The organism is Massilia sp. CF038 (genome assembly GCF_900129765.1).
Classification (GTDB): domain Bacteria; phylum Pseudomonadota; class Gammaproteobacteria; order Burkholderiales; family Burkholderiaceae_D; genus Telluria_A.
The window spans coordinates 1,784,785-1,799,844 of the sequence record NZ_FQWU01000002.1; the positions used below are offsets into that span (position 1 = coordinate 1,784,785).

The 15,060-nt window shown below is 61.6% G+C and carries 15 protein-coding genes and 1 riboswitch; of the genes, 3 read left to right on the forward strand and 12 right to left on the reverse strand.

Annotated elements, in window-relative coordinates; translation table 11 throughout:
- Window positions 1-10: 10 nt before the first annotated feature.
- The 12 genes from BUC24_RS18495 to thiC form a co-directional block, all read right to left on the reverse strand.
- Window positions 11-463, reverse strand: a complete 453-nt coding sequence (locus tag BUC24_RS18495) for a hypothetical protein (RefSeq protein ID WP_143167565.1) — start codon at window positions 461-463, stop codon at window positions 11-13.
- Window positions 464-501: 38 nt separating this feature from the next.
- Window positions 502-1,731: a M56 family metallopeptidase gene (locus BUC24_RS18500; protein ID WP_083598989.1), complete on the reverse strand. Its 1,230-nt coding sequence runs from the start codon at window positions 1,729-1,731 to the stop codon at window positions 502-504.
- Complete coding sequence (locus tag BUC24_RS18505; RefSeq protein WP_073219542.1) at window positions 1,718-2,104, reverse strand: BlaI/MecI/CopY family transcriptional regulator; 387 nt, start codon at window positions 2,102-2,104, stop codon at window positions 1,718-1,720. The genes BUC24_RS18500 and BUC24_RS18505 overlap by 14 nt, the downstream gene beginning before the upstream one ends.
- A 237-nt stretch (window positions 2,105-2,341) precedes the next feature.
- Window positions 2,342-3,448, reverse strand: coding sequence for an S-(hydroxymethyl)glutathione dehydrogenase/class III alcohol dehydrogenase (locus BUC24_RS18510; protein ID WP_073219546.1), 1,107 nt, complete (start codon window positions 3,446-3,448; stop codon window positions 2,342-2,344).
- Window positions 3,449-3,519: 71 nt separating this feature from the next.
- A complete protein-coding gene (locus BUC24_RS18515; RefSeq protein WP_073219549.1) occupies window positions 3,520-3,921 on the reverse strand; it encodes a response regulator in 402 nt (133 codons plus the stop codon).
- A 2-nt stretch (window positions 3,922-3,923) separates the two neighbouring features.
- Window positions 3,924-4,469 (reverse strand): DNA-binding transcriptional response regulator, encoded by a 546-nt coding sequence (locus BUC24_RS18520; protein ID WP_073219552.1) that lies wholly within the window; start codon window positions 4,467-4,469, stop codon window positions 3,924-3,926.
- Window positions 4,470-4,721: 252 nt separating this feature from the next.
- On the reverse strand, window positions 4,722-5,354 hold the full coding sequence (locus tag BUC24_RS18525; protein ID WP_073219564.1) for an ANTAR domain-containing response regulator: 633 nt from the start codon (window positions 5,352-5,354) through the stop codon (window positions 4,722-4,724).
- Between the two features lie 47 nt (window positions 5,355-5,401).
- A complete protein-coding gene (thiE, locus tag BUC24_RS18530; RefSeq protein ID WP_073219568.1) occupies window positions 5,402-6,037 on the reverse strand; it encodes a thiamine phosphate synthase in 636 nt (211 codons plus the stop codon).
- Window positions 6,038-6,048: 11 nt separating this feature from the next.
- Window positions 6,049-6,786 carry a bifunctional hydroxymethylpyrimidine kinase/phosphomethylpyrimidine kinase gene (locus tag BUC24_RS18535; protein ID WP_073219571.1) on the reverse strand — a complete coding sequence of 246 codons (738 nt, stop codon included), beginning with the start codon at window positions 6,784-6,786 and terminating at the stop codon, window positions 6,049-6,051.
- Window positions 6,783-7,571 (reverse strand): thiazole synthase, encoded by a 789-nt coding sequence (locus tag BUC24_RS18540; protein ID WP_073219574.1) that lies wholly within the window; start codon window positions 7,569-7,571, stop codon window positions 6,783-6,785. Before BUC24_RS18540 ends, BUC24_RS18535 begins: the two co-directional genes overlap by 4 nt.
- Before the next feature lie 17 nt (window positions 7,572-7,588).
- Window positions 7,589-7,792 carry a sulfur carrier protein ThiS gene (gene thiS / locus BUC24_RS18545; RefSeq protein ID WP_073219577.1) on the reverse strand — a complete coding sequence of 68 codons (204 nt, stop codon included), beginning with the start codon at window positions 7,790-7,792 and terminating at the stop codon, window positions 7,589-7,591.
- A 2-nt stretch (window positions 7,793-7,794) separates the two neighbouring features.
- A complete protein-coding gene (gene thiC / locus BUC24_RS18550) occupies window positions 7,795-9,708 on the reverse strand; it encodes a phosphomethylpyrimidine synthase ThiC (protein WP_073219580.1) in 1,914 nt (637 codons plus the stop codon).
- Window positions 9,709-9,783: 75 nt separating this feature from the next.
- Window positions 9,784-9,891, reverse strand: a riboswitch (TPP riboswitch).
- 357 nt (window positions 9,892-10,248) lie between these two features.
- Here thiC and BUC24_RS18555 point away from each other — a divergent pair.
- The 3 genes from BUC24_RS18555 to BUC24_RS18565 all read left to right on the forward strand — a co-directional run bounded on the left by BUC24_RS18555 (window position 10,249) and on the right by BUC24_RS18565 (window position 15,045).
- Window positions 10,249-11,829: a S8 family serine peptidase gene (locus tag BUC24_RS18555; protein ID WP_073219584.1), complete on the forward strand. Its 1,581-nt coding sequence runs from the start codon at window positions 10,249-10,251 to the stop codon at window positions 11,827-11,829.
- A 66-nt stretch (window positions 11,830-11,895) separates the two neighbouring features.
- Window positions 11,896-12,165 carry a hypothetical protein gene (locus BUC24_RS18560; RefSeq protein WP_073219587.1) on the forward strand — a complete coding sequence of 90 codons (270 nt, stop codon included), beginning with the start codon at window positions 11,896-11,898 and terminating at the stop codon, window positions 12,163-12,165.
- A 90-nt stretch (window positions 12,166-12,255) separates the two neighbouring features.
- Window positions 12,256-15,045, forward strand: a complete 2,790-nt coding sequence (locus BUC24_RS18565) for a valine--tRNA ligase (protein ID WP_073220346.1) — start codon at window positions 12,256-12,258, stop codon at window positions 15,043-15,045.
- Window positions 15,046-15,060: the final 15 nt, after the last annotated feature.

The window sequence follows — 15,060 nt, forward strand, 5'->3', positions numbered from 1 at the left end:
CGCTGGCGGTCTACGGGACGTGCCGCTCCTGCAAGGACAATTTGGGCGCCAGCTTCACGCTTTGTTCGATCGTGACCTGTAAATCTGGCTGGCCCTCGTCGCGTGCGACCCCGGTGTAAGCGCTGCCACCCAGCTGCAGCCGGGCACCCAGAGCGCCGACGCTGCGGCCATCAAAGTAGAAGCGGGTCTTGAGGGCGACATGCTCGCCCTGCTCTGGCGTGAGCAAAAAATCGGCGATCCACTTCTTGCCATCCTTCCAACCAGCGACCGTGAATGGCTCGCCGGCCCTCGCCAGTTTGGATGCTGTGGTGTTTTCGCCTGCAATGGCGATCTTGAGGTCGACGATATACCTGTCGCGATTGGGCTGGGCAGCCTGCGCCACGCTGGACAGCAGAACGGCGCCCACCGCCAGCCCGGAGGCACGGCACGCTTTTGAGACAATCACCATCAATCGATTTCGCATGCACAGATTATACCGGTCGAGCCGGGCGCAGTCGCTTGCTACTGACTAGCTGGCGCCGGCGCCCGTTTCACACTGCCATCGAGCACCAGAATCATGGTATCCGCACCAGCTTCGCTCATGATCGCGACATGCTTGCTTTCGCCGAGACGGATGCCGCCATTGTGATCGCCGCTATATTTGCCGTCGATGGTGAACTGGCTTCTCAACCAGACCATGTCGCCCTTGTCCTCGGTCACGACAAAGTCGCCCGACCAGGTCTTGCCGCGGGTGGCGCCGCTGAGCGTGAACGGTTCGCCAGCACCAATCAGCACCGATGGGCTGGAATACTCGCCCGCAAAGGTGATTTTTAATTCGACCAGATACTTGGTCTTTTGCTCGGATTCGGCGCGTGCCACGACGGTGCCGATGATGCCGCCTGCAAGCAGAAAGGCAAGCATGGCGCGCCCGGCCCAGCGCCGTGCTGGATTGTTCTTCGAATGGTTCAACTGCATGATGCGCTCCTTGAGTGGATGATTTGACTGCCAGTGGCAGGTAGCAGGGGCAAATGCACCGGCCGCCTGGGTGTTGAGCAAGGCAGCGCCGTACACGCGTGCCTGGCCGGGGTGACGCTGCAGGACATCGGCGTCGCACGCGAGCTCCTGATCGAAGCGGCAGCGCGCCGCCGCCAGATGGATTAGCGGGTGAAACCAGAAGGCACACTGCAGCAGCGCGACCAGCGCGTTGACAAGCGCATCATGACGCAGCACGTGGCACTGCTCGTGGGCGATGATCAGCTGCTGTTCCTGCGCGCTGTAACGCTGTGCAAAATCGGCTGGCAGCACAATGCGCGGCCGCCAAAGCCCCAGCAGAGCCGGACCTTGCGCAGTGGTGGCCGCGAGGTACACGTTGTCCCGGGCAGTGAGGGAACCCAGACTGCGCACATAACGGCGCTGGGCCACGGCGAGCAGCAAGGCCGTGGCCAGTGCGCCCGCGAGCCATGCACTCAACAGGATGGTGGTCCATGCCACCGGTACCGCCTGCGCCACTGGCGCAGCCAGCGGCCCTGCTGCCAGGGTCGGCATGGCCTGCACCGCGATCACACGGTTCACGTGCATTGAGGGCAGCACTGCCGCGATCATCAATACCGGCACCAGCAGCCACACGTGGTAGCTGATACGGGCGCCGAAGCGCAGCCGCAGTGTGGCCCGCAAAGGCAGCACCAGTAGAATCGCGACGCTCGCTCCAAGCGTCATCCGCGCCAGGGCTTCAAACAGGCTACTTTCCATCATCGAGCTCCTCGATCAGTTTTTTGAGTTCGGCGATGTCGCTCGCGCTGAGTTTGCGGTGCTTGCCGAAGTGGGCGACCAGCGGGGCCACACGGCCGCCAAACAGGCGGTCCAGCATGCCGCCGCTCTCGCGGCTGACCCACTGGTCGCGTTTCAGCACGGCGCTGTACAGGTAGCGGCGTCCGTCCTTGCTGGCGCTGACAGCGCCTTTTTTCAGCAGGCGGTTGAGCAGCGTCTTGATGGTCGCTTCCTGCCAGCGCTGTTCTGTCACCAGCGCGGCGATGACGTCTTCTGCGGCCAGCGCCGCCTGCGCGCGCCAGAGTACATCCATTACCAGTGATTCGGCGTCGCTGATATCTACTGGGTCGGGGGTCATGCTTGCTCCTGCTTTCAAAAATTACATATGTAATCGATGCGCTATGATTACACGTGTAATTGAAAGCGTCAATACCTATTGTGGAGCTGGATGGATGGGGAACTCAGGGGATGGTGTGAGCCACTGCATCGCCCTCGCGGAGGCGGGGGCCCATTCCACCTGTCCGAAGTTGGAAACGTGGGATGGGTCCCCGCCTTCGCGAGGACGATGCAGTGATTGCGGTAGCAGGAAGGGGTTTTAGTACAGCACCACCGAGCGGATCGATTCGCCGCTCTTCATCAGATCGAAGCCTTCATTGATGCGTTCAAGCGGCAGGCGGTGGGTGATCAAATCATCGATGTTGATCTTGCCTTCCATGTACCAGTCGACGATCTTGGGCACGTCGGTGCGGCCGCGTGCGCCGCCAAACGCCGAGCCTTTCCAGACCCGCCCCGTCACCAGCTGGAACGGACGAGTCGAAATCTCCTGCCCTGCCGCAGCCACGCCGATGATGATCGACTGGCCCCAGCCCTTGTGGCAGCACTCGAGCGACTGGCGCATCGTGGTGGTGTTGCCGATGCATTCGAAGCTGTAATCGGCACCGCCATCGGTCAGGCCGATGATCGCGTCGACCACGTTCTCGACTTCCTTCGGATTGATGAAGTGGGTCATGCCGAATTTGCGCGCCATTTCCTGGCGTGCCGGATTGATGTCGACCCCGATGATCTTGTCGGCGCCAACCATGCGCGCGGCCTGAATTACGTTCAGGCCAATGCCGCCCAGGCCGAATACCACCACGTTGGCGCCCGCTTCCACCTTGGCGGTAAACAGCACGGCGCCAACACCGGTGGTGACGCCACAGCCGATGTAGCAGATCTTGTCGAACGGGGCGTCGGAGCGCACTTTGGCCAGCGCGATCTCGGGCACCACGATGTAGTTCGAGAAGGTGGACGTGCCCATGTAGTGGAAGATCGGCTTGCCGTCAATCGAAAAGCGGCTGGTTGCATCCGGCATCAGGCCGCGGCCCTGGGTCGAGCGGATCGACTGGCACAGGTTGGTCTTTTGCGAGAGGCAGAATTTGCACTGGCGGCATTCGGGGGTGTACAGCGGAATGACGTGATCGTCCTTGCGCAGGCTCTTGACGCCCGGGCCCACGTCAACCACAACGCCGGCGCCCTCGTGGCCCAGGATCGACGGGAAAATGCCTTCCGGGTCAGCGCCGGACAGGGTGTAATAATCGGTGTGACAGATGCCGGTGGCCTTGATTTCGACCAGTACTTCGCCCTCGCGCGGGCCTTGCAGGTCGACTTCTTCAATCGTGAGTGGTTGACCGGCTTTCCATGCGATCGCTGCCTTGGTTTTCATGATGGTCCTGTGCCTGGTGGGTTAGTCCACCATGATAGCAAAGCCGACCCGGTCGTGCCGGGCCGGCTGCATCAGGCAGTCAGACCGGGGCGCTCATCCCACAGGGTGTGCAGCTGGCTGGAAAGGCGCATCGGCATCACCGGCTTGGGGATCACGCCGATAGCGCCCGCTTCCATGTAACGCGCAATGTCGTCCGGCTCGGTCAGCCCGGTCACGAACAGGGCCGGCACGTCAGCCAGGTGCGGCAGGCGGCGCAGCAGCGCCAGCGTGCCCACGCCATCAATCTCGGGCATCATCACGTCCAGCAGAATCAGGTCGGGCGTGAAGTCACGTGCCGTCAGCAGCGCTTCGCGGCCGGAGCCACACTCGCGCACGTCGATCTTGCCAATCACTTCGAGCACCAGCTTGGCCGTGGTGCGCACGTGCAGATCGTCTTCCACATACAGAATGGATTTCAGCGGTTTTTTGCGCATGTTCAGTCCCCTGCCGCGATGCCGCTGGGGATACCGAGCATGCCGGAAATAGCCGTCCACAAGTCACGTGTCGTGGTCCACGGTTTGGCCAGGAACGTGGGGGTGCTGCCGCGCCATTCGGGCTGGCTGGCCGAGTAGACCAGCAGGGGCGTGCCGTTCAACAGCGCCAGCAAGGTACGGGCGTCACCATCGGGCAGCGCCGGATCAAGCACGACCAGCGAGAACACCTGGCTCTGCAACAGGCGGCGCGCGTGGGCCAGAGTCGCCACATGCGTGACATTGGCCTCCGGGTTCAGCAGGTGCGACAGTACGGTAGCGACGCTGGTGTCCATATCGACGTGCAGCACTTGCGGACGCTCGCTATGGACTGGGACAGCGCGCTGTTTGTATGGCTGATTGTCGTCTTCGCACAAGGGCGAAACGTAGGCGATGTCGGATTGGCGCGATGCGCCGATGGCGTAACGGGCCGGCGTATGCGCACGCGGGGCCGCGGGCAGTGCGGCCCGGATACGGGGTGCGCACATTTTGTTCATGGCAGAGGTTTTCATGGCGGTTGCAATCGAGATCCCGATGCATACGAGGGCGCCGTCAGGGGCCAATCTTGTTGTGCATATCAGGAGAGACAACCGGCGGAGCTGGGCCGAGGGATTTTTTTTGCCGCAGGGGGAAGGCGGCTGGAACATGCGCACGGTAGAAGCGGAAGTTGGTTCTGCCGTGTTGATTTACCACTTCATATTACCGCAAACCACGACGAAAATCGTGGCACGCGGCAATTATTTTCACATTTGTGTGGCGTCTTGTTACTTTGTTTTCAGGCGCTGGGCAAATCCGGCATGCAGACTATTTAACGTTTCCTCGGCAGCAAGTAATTGATCGGCAACTTCATTGATCTTGCGGCGGCTGGAACGCGCATGGTCGCGCAGCACTTCGAAGGCGGTGTTGCGGTCGGTCTGGAATTTGCCCATCAACAGACCCACGGCCAGGCTGGTTTCGCGTCCTGCTGCCAGCGCGGCGTTCAAGTTCAATTCGGTACGGCGCAGCTGGCGGATGTCGTCGGCCCGGGCCAGACCTGCCTCAAAGGCCGGCATCAGGCGAGCGGCGTCGACCGGCTTGACCAGATAGCCCACGGCGCCGTGGGCGGCGGCCTGGCGCGCCGATTCGCTGTCGCCCACGGCCGACAGGAACATGAATGGCACACTGGTGTCAGCTTTAAGGCGTGCTGCCAGTTCCAGTCCGCTCATGCCCGGCATGGTGATGTCGAGCAAGGCCATGTCCGGTTCGCCCTTGGCCACGACCTGCAATGCTTCTTCGCCGGAACCGGCCGTCACCGTATCGTAGCCAGCGTGGGCAATGACCTCGGTGAGAAATTGCAGCAGGTGCGGGTCGTCATCGACAATCAGGATACGGCGTTTGGCGGCAGGGGCGGAAGTCATGGGCTCGGCAATCCTCAGTGAAGAAGGTAAAAAGATTATAAAGCCTGCTACGCCGATTCGGTTGTTTTCCCGTGCTGTGTGAACAAGGCATTAAATTGACGCACAGCACCAGCGACGTCGACCACCGTATACACACTGGTAATTGCCGCCACCATGTCCGCGCCGCGTTCGACCAGCGGTGCCGCGTTGACGGGCGTCATACCGCCAATGACCACCAGCGGCAAGCGCAATTCGCGCCGCGCCTGCACCAGCAACTCAGGGTCGGTTACAAAGGAATACTTCTTGACGGCCGACGGATAAAAACCGCCGAAGGCGGCGTAGGTGGCGCCATCGCGCGCAGCTCTACGCGCCAGCGCCAGATCACCGTAGCAGGAAGCGCCGACAATCTTGTCCGGGCCCAGCGCCGCACGTGCCTGGGCGACTGTCATGTCGGTGCCACCCACATGCACGCCGTCGGCGCCAAGCGTCTGGCACAGGGCGACGTGGTCGTTGATGATCAAGGGACGGCCATAATGGCGGCACAGCGCCAGCAGCGCCGCAGCTTGTTCGAGCCGAAGTGCTTCGCTGGCGTCCTTGTGACGGTACTGGACCAGAGTGGCGCCGGCAGCCAGCGCGGCCTCGGTGCGCTCCAGCATACGCGCAGTGTCATCCCAATTGGGTGTGACAAGATAAAGTCCTTGCATGGTGATGCTCCTCATGTCTGCAAATGGCGGCGCGGAATGCGCTGGCCGGGTCCAATGGAAAATGCTTGCGCCAGACTCTGATGGACATAGGACTGCGCGCGTTCAAGCGCAGTGGCCATTGGCTCACCCAATGCCAGACGCGCCGCGATGGCGGCTGCCAGCGTGCAGCCGCTGCCATGAAACTGCCCGGCCAGGCGTGGCCAGCGCCACTCGCGCTGCACATCCGCTCCGCGCCAGCGGTTGACCACCTCGGCGCCGGTGCCATGTCCGCCCGTAGTCAGGACATGCCTGCACTGCGCCAGATCCAGCGCCTCGGCCTCGCCCAGATTGGGCACCACCAGCGTGGCCAGTGGCAGCAGCGGCTGCAGCGCCGCGCGCGCGTCGCCTTTGGTCAAGGTATCGCCATGGCCGCTGGCCAGTACCGGATCGAGGACCACCTGCAGCTGCGGCGCGCGCTCACGCAGCTGCACGATCACTTGCGCAATCGCCCAGGCATTGGCGCGGCTGCCAGGAATGCCGATCTTGACCGCGTCGATGCCAACCGTGTCGATCAGGGCTTGCGCCTGGCGCCGCAGCAGGCCCGGGTCGACCGGCTCCACGCCATGCACGCGGTTGTGGTCCTGCACCGTCAGGGCAGTGATGACGGGCAGCGCGTGCACGCCTTGCGCGGCAATGGCCAGCAGGTCGGCCGCCATGCCCGCCCCGCCCGACGGATCGAGACCGGAAAGCACCAGCACCGTGCGCATCATCCGGTAAAGCGTCCTGCCAGCGGCGACGATGGCGAAGCTGCAAAGCGGCGCGGCATGCGGCCGGCCAGGAAGGCTTCGCGTCCTGCCTGCACGCCCAGCTTCATGGCACGTGCCATGCGCACCGGATCCTGGGCCAGGGCGATGGCGCTGTTCATAAGCACCCCGTCGCAGCCCAGCTCCATGGCGATGGCCGCATCCGACGCGGTACCCACGCCTGCGTCCACCAGCACCGGCACCTTGGCCTGTTCGATGATCAGCGACAGGTTCCATGGATTCAAAATACCCATGCCCGAGCCGATCAGGGACGCCAGCGGCATGATCGCCACGCAGCCGATCTGCTCCAGAATGCGGGCCTGGATCGGATCGTCGCTGCAGTAGACCATCACGTCGAAGCCGTCGCGCACCAGCGCTTCAGCTGCCACCAGGGTTTCTGGCATGTGCGGGAACAAGGTCTTGTCGTCGCCCAGTACTTCCAGCTTGACCAGCTTGCGCCCGCCCAGCAGTTCGCGCGCCATCTGCAAAGTGTAGATGGCGTCCTTGGCGTTGTAGCAGCCAGCCGTGTTGGGCAGGATGGTGTAGCGCTCGGGTGGCAGCACATCCAGCAGGCTCGGTGCGTTCTTGTCCTGGCCAATGTTCACGCGCCGGATCGCCACCGTGATAATTTCCGCGCCAGCGGCGTCAGTCGCTTCACGGGTTTGCGCCAGGTCGCGGTATTTGCCGCTGCCGACCAGCAGGCGCGAACGGTACGGCGTGCCTGCAATGGTCAAAATGTCGTCGTCATGCATTGTTTGTTCTCCTTGATTCAGCCGCCACCGATGGCGCGTACGATATCGATCTTGTCCTGCGCCAGCAGCACGTGCTGGGGCCACATCTGGCGCGGAATCACGTTGCGGTTGACCGCCAGCGCCACGGCCTTTTCGTGCATATCGAGCGTGTCGACCAGCTGCTGCAAGGTGGTCCAGGTGGCCACCGTACGCAACTCTCCATTGAGTTCAATATCGATCATGCTCATGCCTTCGGATAGAGCTGCGCGCCATTCTTGATGAATTCGATGGCCTTCACTTCCATCCCCTGGCGCACAGCCGCGCCTTCCGACAAGCCGTTGCTGGCCGCGTACTCGCGCACTTCCTGGGTGATCTTCATGGAGCAGAAATGCGGGCCGCACATGGAGCAGAAGTGGGCTACCTTGGCCGAATCCTTGGGCAGGGTCTCGTCGTGGAATTCGCGCGCCTTGTCCGGGTCAAGGCCGAGGTTGAACTGGTCGTCCCAACGGAATTCAAAGCGGGCCTTGGACAGCGCGTTGTCGCGAATCTGCGCGCCCGGATGGCCCTTGGCCAGATCGGCCGCATGTGCAGCAATCTTGTACGTGATGATGCCATCCTTGACGTCGTCCTTGTTCGGCAAACCCAGATGCTCCTTGGGCGTGACATAGCACAGCATGGCGGTGCCGTACCAGCCGATCTGCGCGGCGCCAATGCCCGACGTGATGTGGTCGTAACCGGGTGCGATGTCGGTCGTCAAAGGGCCCAGGGTGTAAAACGGCGCTTCACCGCACTGCTCCAGCTGCAGGTCCATGTTCTCTTTAATGAGTTGCATTGGCACATGGCCCGGACCTTCAATCATCACCTGCACTTCGTGCTTCCACGCGACCTGGGTCAGCTCACCCAGGGTCTTCAGTTCGGCCAGCTGGGCTTCGTCGTTGGCGTCGTAAATGGAGCCGGGACGCAGGCCGTCGCCCAGGCTGAACGACACGTCGTACGCTTTCATGATGGCGCAGATGTCTTCAAAGTGCTCGTACAGGAACGACTCCTTGTGATGCGCCAGGCACCACTTGGCCATGATCGAGCCGCCGCGCGAGACAATGCCGGTCAGTCGCTTGGCCGTCATCGGCACGTAGCGCAGCAGCACGCCGGCGTGAATGGTGAAGTAGTCGACGCCCTGCTCGGCCTGTTCGATCAGGGTGTCGCGGAAGATTTCCCAGGTCAGGTCTTCGGCCTTGCCGTTGACCTTTTCCAGCGCCTGGTAAATCGGCACGGTGCCAATCGGGACCGGGCTGTTACGGATGATCCATTCGCGCGTTTCGTGAATGTGCTTGCCGGTCGACAGATCCATCACGTTGTCGGCGCCCCAGCGTATCGCCCAGGTCATTTTTTCGACTTCCTCGCCGATCGACGAGGTGACGGCGGAATTGCCGATATTGGCGTTGATCTTGACCAGGAAATTGCGGCCAATGATCATCGGCTCGATTTCCGGGTGGTTGATGTTGGCCGGGATGATGGCGCGCCCGCGGGCGATTTCTTCGCGCACGAATTCGGCCGTGATGCGGGCCGGGATGCTGGCGCCGAACGACTGGCCCGGGTGCTGGCGTCCGATCAGGGCTGCCGTGCGCTGGCCCATGGGGCCGGCCGCTTCCATCTGCGCCAGGTATTCCTGGCGGCGCAGGTTTTCGCGGATGGCGACAAATTCCATTTCGGGCGTGACGATGCCGCGCCGTGCGTAGTGCATTTGGGTGACGTTGGCACCCGGCTTGGCACGGCGCGGGTTGCGGTGCAGCTGGAAGCGCAGCTTGGCCAGTTCGGGGTTGTCCAGGCGCTCGCGCCCATAGACCGAGCTGGGGCCGTCCAGCTGCACGGTGTCGTTGCGCTCCAAAATCCAGGGCATGCGCGGTGCGGCCAGGCCGGAGCGGATGTCGATGGCGGCCACGGGATCGGAGTACGGGCCCGAGGTGTCATACAGGTAGACCGGCGGATTGGGCTCGGCCCCAAACGAGGCCGGCGTATCGGCCTGGCTGACCTGGCGCATGGGCACGCGGATGTCGGGCCGGCTGCCCTGGACATAGATTTTGCGCGAATTCGGGAATGGGGCGATGGCCGCCTGGTCCACGGTGGCGGTGGCGGAATCGAACTTCAGTGGTGCATTCATGTGGCTCCTTTGCGTGCACAGGAGCCAGCAAAGGAGGTAGGAGCACAGGCGGGCCGCGGACGGACCCAAGGTAGGTTGTGGCTCACTAAGCTTCCCTTCGCTGGCATTATCCAGATCAGGTTCAGAGGGTGTTTCTCACCCGCGCATCGCGAATTGCGACTTGCAGGACCCCTAGCGTGTGCCGCCTTGCGGCAGCGGGCGAATTATACAGCGATGTTACATCGGCAATACGATATTTTTACATTCGACCCACTGCGTGCTATTTATTTCCACATGGAATTTGATGCACACAAGACATCAAAGTTGCCAAAACTGCGCAAAATAATATCACCAATTCTCACGCGCGCATTACATTTGAATACATATTTTGGACATTTGGTGATCGATACAACAGTTGTTGTGTTTGCTAGAAATCGTCGTTGATTCGGGGAATATTTTACAAATACACTCATCCGAGCCGTCCTACCAGGGCGGTAAAAGTGCACACAGGCCGACAGAGCTTGTGGCAACAATAAAACTATCATTTCTCGGAGAAACTCCATGATGCAAAGTAAGACTGGCATGTCCTCGATCGCCACGGCGGTAAAGTTGTTGGTTGCAGCTGTCGCAGTGGGTGTAGTGGGCACGGCTAACGCGCAGGTCGACACGGAACAGACGCGTGTGATCGTCGCATTCAAAAAAGGCATGGGTAAAGACATGCGCAAGGACATCGGCCGCCACCACGGCCGGGTGCAGCACGACCTCGATAATATCGACTCGGTCGCTATCGAAATTTCAAAAGCCGATCTGAAGGCCCTGCGCAAGAGCCGTCACGTGGAATCGGTGGAAGAAGACGTGATCCGCCGTCCGTTCGCCACCACCTCGCCATCGACCGGCACCCCTTACCTGACCGGCCAGTTGGTACCGTACGGTATCAAGATGGTCCAGGCCGACCTGCTGTCGGACGCCAACGTCGGCAACCGCAAGGTCTGCATCATCGATTCGGGCGTGGACCGTGCGCATGAAGACATCGTTGGCAACAGCGCCAACATGACGGGCGAATACGACAGCGGCACCGGCTGGTGGTACACCGATGAAAACCACCACGGCACCCACGTGGCTGGCACCATCGCTGCCGTCAACAACAGCGGCAAGGGCGTGGTTGGCGTGAACCCGAATGGCAAGATCAAGATCCACATCGTCAAGGTCTTCAATGCAGCAGGCTGGGCGTACTCCTCGACCCTGGCAGCAGCTGCCAACAAGTGCGCCGCCGCAGGCGCCAATGTGATCAGCATGTCGCTGGGCGGACCGACCTCGAATGCGACCGAAAAGCGCACCTTCGATGCGCTGGCCGCCAAGGGCATCCTAAGCATTGCCGCAGCCGGCAATGACGGCAACACTGCCATTTCCTATCCTGCCGGCTACGCCAGCGTCATGATGGTGGGCGCCGTGGACGAAACCCGCGCCTGGGCCAGCTTCTCGCAGTACAACAGCAAAGTGGAAATTGCCGGTCCTGGCGTGGCTGTGCTGTCGTCGGTACCAACCAACAGCGGCACCGCATCGGCCCTGACCGTGGGCGGCACCGCCTACGCACCAGGCGCGATGGATGGCTCGCCGGTGAAAACGGTGACGGCGCCGCTGGCGGACTTCGGCATTGGCGACAAGACCAGCACCACGGTTGCAGGCAAGGTGTGCCTGGTGCAGCGCGGTACGGTTGATTTTGCGACCAAGGTCATGAACTGCCAGAACAGCGGCGGCGTGGGCGCGATTGTGTACAACAACGCGGCAGGCGGCTTCGGCGGCACCATGGGCACCACCGTCTCGACCATTCCATCGGTCACGGCCAGCGATGTCGAGGGCGCCTCGCTCAAGACCAAACTGGGCCAGAGCGCCACTGTCGCGGTCACCCCGACCAGCTACGCTTACTTTGACGGCACCTCGATGGCAACCCCGCACGTGTCGGCTGTTGCCGCGCTGGTGTGGAGCTACTTCCCAAGCTGCACCGGCCCGCAGATCCGCTCGACGCTGACCAAGAGCGCGATTGATCTGGGCCCGGTTGGCCGCGATGTGAAGTTTGGTTATGGCCTGGTGCAAGCCAAGGCCGCCAAGGACCGTATCGCCACCTACGGCTGCGGTAACTAAGCAATACGTCAGCAGGAATGCCGTTCAGTGTAAGCTGAACGGCATTTTTCATTTCTGGAGCAGCAAGTGCAACGCCGCCATACCGATGTCTATGTATCCCGCAGCGAACGCTATGCGATCGGGATTGAGGAAGTGGGAGGCAGCTTTTACGTCAGCTTCCCGGTCAGTAATTCCCTGTGCGACTATGAAGAGTTCTACACCATCACTGCCGCCCAATTTGCGGCCTTTCGCGCCAATCCGGCCGCCGCCCTCCCCTTTGTGAACGCCTGCCGGCGCCACGAACACGACGATCTGCTGGTGTACCCACCGGGCAGCCAGCGCGGGATCCCCTCCTGAGAGCATTGGGAGAGTTTTTTTTGCGGCGCAGCGTTACCGGGCGGCAGTCCTACTATAATGGTCGTTTTCGCAAAAATTACACGCCAAATCATGGAATTAGCCAAGTCTTTCGAGCCCGCCGACATTGAACAATTCTGGCGCACGGAGTGGGAAAAGCGCGGTTACTTTACCGCCACCCTCGACGCCGACAAGCCCGCCTTCTCGATCCAGCTGCCGCCGCCGAATGTGACGGGTACGCTGCACATGGGCCACGCCTTCAATCAAACCATCATGGATGGCTTGACGCGCTACTACCGCATGCGCGGCTACAACACGGCCTGGGTGCCTGGCACGGATCACGCCGGCATTGCCACCCAGATCGTGGTGGAACGTCAGCTGGACGCGCAGAAAGTGTCGCGCCATGATTTGGGCCGCGAAAAGTTCATTGAAAAAGTCTGGGAATGGAAAGAAAAGTCCGGCAACATCATTACCGGCCAGATGCGCCGCCTGGGCACCTCGCCTGACTGGCAGCGCGAATACTTCACCATGGATGAAACGCGCTCCAAATCGGTGACAGAAGTGTTCGTGCGTCTGTTCGAGCAAGGCTTGATCTACCGCGGCAAGCGCCTGGTGAACTGGGACCCGAAACTGGGCACCGCCGTGTCCGACCTGGAAGTGGTGTCGGAAGAAGAAGATGGCTCGATGTGGCACATCAAGTACCCGTTTGCCGACGGCAGCGGCAGCATCACCGTGGCCACCACGCGCCCTGAAACCCTGCTGGGCGACGTCGCCGTGGCAGTCGACCCGACCGACGAGCGCTACAGCGCCGCGGTGGGCAAGCTGTTGAAACTGCCGCTGACAGAACGCGAAATCCCCCTCATTGCCGACGAATACGCCGACAAGGCCTTCGGCACCGGCTGCGTGAAGATCACGCCAGCGCACGACTTCAACGATTATCAGGTTGGCCTGCGCAACAAACTGCCAATGATCGAGGTGCTGACGCTTGACGCCAAGATCAAGGATGACATGCCCGAGGCCTACCGCGGCCTGGACCGCTTTGCCGCGCGCAAAAAGATCGTGGACGACCTGGAAGCACAAGGCTTGCTGGTGGAAGTCAAGCCGCACAAGTTGCAAGTGCCGCGCGGCGACCGCACTGGCGTGGTCATCGAGCCGATGCTGACCGACCAGTGGTTTGTGGCAATGAGCAAACCGGCACCGGAAGGCACCTTCTTCCCCGGCAAATCGATTGCTGAAGTGGCGCTGCAAAAAGTGGCCGATGGCGAGATCAAGTTCGTTCCCGAAAACTGGAGCACCACTTATAACCAGTGGCTGGCCAACATCCAGGACTGGTGCATTTCGCGTCAATTGTGGTGGGGCCATCAGATCCCGGCCTGGTTCGACGAGTCCGGCAAGATCTATGTGGCACGCAACGAAGCCGAGGCGCAAGCTCAGGCTGGCGCCGGCGTCAAGCTGCGCCGCGACGACGATGTGCTCGACACCTGGTTCTCCTCGGCCCTGGTGCCGTTCTCGACCATGGGCTGGCCGGAAGAAACGCCGGACATGAAGATGTTCCTGCCATCGTCGGTGCTGGTGACCGGCTTTGACATCATCTTCTTCTGGGTGGCGCGCATGGTCATGATGACCGCGCACTTTACTGGCAAGGTGCCGTTCGACACCGTGTACGTGCACGGCCTGGTGCGCGATTCCAGCGGCCAGAAGATGTCCAAATCCAAAGGCAACACGCTCGACCCGATTGATCTGATCGACGGCATCGACATCGAATCGCTGGTTGCCAAGCGCACCACCGGCTTGATGAACCCGCGTGATGCCGAAAAGATTGCCAAGGCCACGCGCAAGGAGTTCCCGGAAGGGATCGCCCCTTACGGTACTGACGCGGTGCGCTTTACCATGGCCAGCTACGCCTCGCTGGGCCGCAACATCAATTTCGACCTGGGCCGCTGCGAAGGCTACCGCAACTTCAACAACAAGTTGTGGAACGCGACCAAGTTCGTGATGATGAATACCGAAGGCCACGATTGCACGCCAAACGATGCTGCGTTGTCGCAGGCCGACCGCTGGATTCTGTCGCAGTTGAACCGGGCTGAAATGGAAGTGGCCAAGGGCTTTGAGGACTACCGCTTCGACAATATCGCCTCGGCCATCTACAAGTTTGTGTGGACCGAGTTCTGCGACTGGTACCTGGAGCTGTCCAAGGTGCAGGTTCAGCAAGGCACGCCGGCCCAGCAGCAAGCCACCCGCAACACCCTGCTGCGGGTGCTGGAAGTGGTGCTGCGCATGGCGCATCCGCTGATTCCGTTCGTGACCGAAGAATTGTGGCAGACCGTGGCACCGCTGGCCGGCAAAAAGCTCGCTGCCGGCGGCGACTCGATCATGCTGCAGCCCTACCCGATCGCCAACCCGGCCATGATCGACGAGCAGGCCGAGGCGTGGATGGAGCAGAACAAGGCCTTGATCGACGCCACCCGTACCCTGCGCAACGACATGAAGCTGGCGCCCAAGCTGCCCGTGCCGCTGTTTGTGGAAGCGCCGAGCGCCGATGAAGCCGCCCGCCTGCGTACCTTTGCACCGTATCTGCAATCGCTGGCCAAGCTGTCGGAGGTGAACATTGTTGACGCGCTGCCGGCCTCGCCAGCGGCGGTGTCGGTGGTGGGCAGCACCAAGCTGATGCTCAAGGTGGAGATCGACGTTGTCGCCGAGCGCGAGCGCATTAACAAGGAAATCGTGCGCCTCGAGGGGGAGATCGCCAAGGTCAACGCCAAACTGGGGAACGAAAGCTTCGTGGCGCGCGCACCGGCTGCGGTGGTGGCGCAAGAAAACGAGCGTCTGGTGAATTTCTCTGCGACGATCGCCAAATTGCGCGAACAACTTGCTAAACTGTGAAATCGTCAATACAAC

Coding starts and splice junctions, on each gene's coding strand:
- BUC24_RS18495 (WP_143167565.1), bottom strand. CDS start 463: ATGCGAAATCGATTGATGGTGATTGTCTCAAAAGCGTGCCGTGCCTCC.
- BUC24_RS18500 (WP_083598989.1), bottom strand. CDS start 1,731: ATGATGGAAAGTAGCCTGTTTGAAGCCCTGGCGCGGATGACGCTTGGA.
- BUC24_RS18505 (WP_073219542.1), bottom strand. CDS start 2,104: ATGACCCCCGACCCAGTAGATATCAGCGACGCCGAATCACTGGTAATG.
- BUC24_RS18510 (WP_073219546.1), bottom strand. CDS start 3,448: ATGAAAACCAAGGCAGCGATCGCATGGAAAGCCGGTCAACCACTCACG.
- BUC24_RS18515 (WP_073219549.1), bottom strand. CDS start 3,921: ATGCGCAAAAAACCGCTGAAATCCATTCTGTATGTGGAAGACGATCTG.
- BUC24_RS18520 (WP_073219552.1), bottom strand. CDS start 4,469: ATGAAAACCTCTGCCATGAACAAAATGTGCGCACCCCGTATCCGGGCC.
- BUC24_RS18525 (WP_073219564.1), bottom strand. CDS start 5,354: ATGACTTCCGCCCCTGCCGCCAAACGCCGTATCCTGATTGTCGATGAC.
- thiE (WP_073219568.1), bottom strand. CDS start 6,037: ATGCAAGGACTTTATCTTGTCACACCCAATTGGGATGACACTGCGCGT.
- BUC24_RS18535 (WP_073219571.1), bottom strand. CDS start 6,786: ATGATGCGCACGGTGCTGGTGCTTTCCGGTCTCGATCCGTCGGGCGGG.
- BUC24_RS18540 (WP_073219574.1), bottom strand. CDS start 7,571: ATGCATGACGACGACATTTTGACCATTGCAGGCACGCCGTACCGTTCG.
- thiS (WP_073219577.1), bottom strand. CDS start 7,792: ATGATCGATATTGAACTCAATGGAGAGTTGCGTACGGTGGCCACCTGG.
- thiC (WP_073219580.1), bottom strand. CDS start 9,708: ATGAATGCACCACTGAAGTTCGATTCCGCCACCGCCACCGTGGACCAG.
- BUC24_RS18555 (WP_073219584.1), top strand. CDS start 10,249: ATGATGCAAAGTAAGACTGGCATGTCCTCGATCGCCACGGCGGTAAAG.
- BUC24_RS18565 (WP_073220346.1), top strand. CDS start 12,256: ATGGAATTAGCCAAGTCTTTCGAGCCCGCCGACATTGAACAATTCTGG.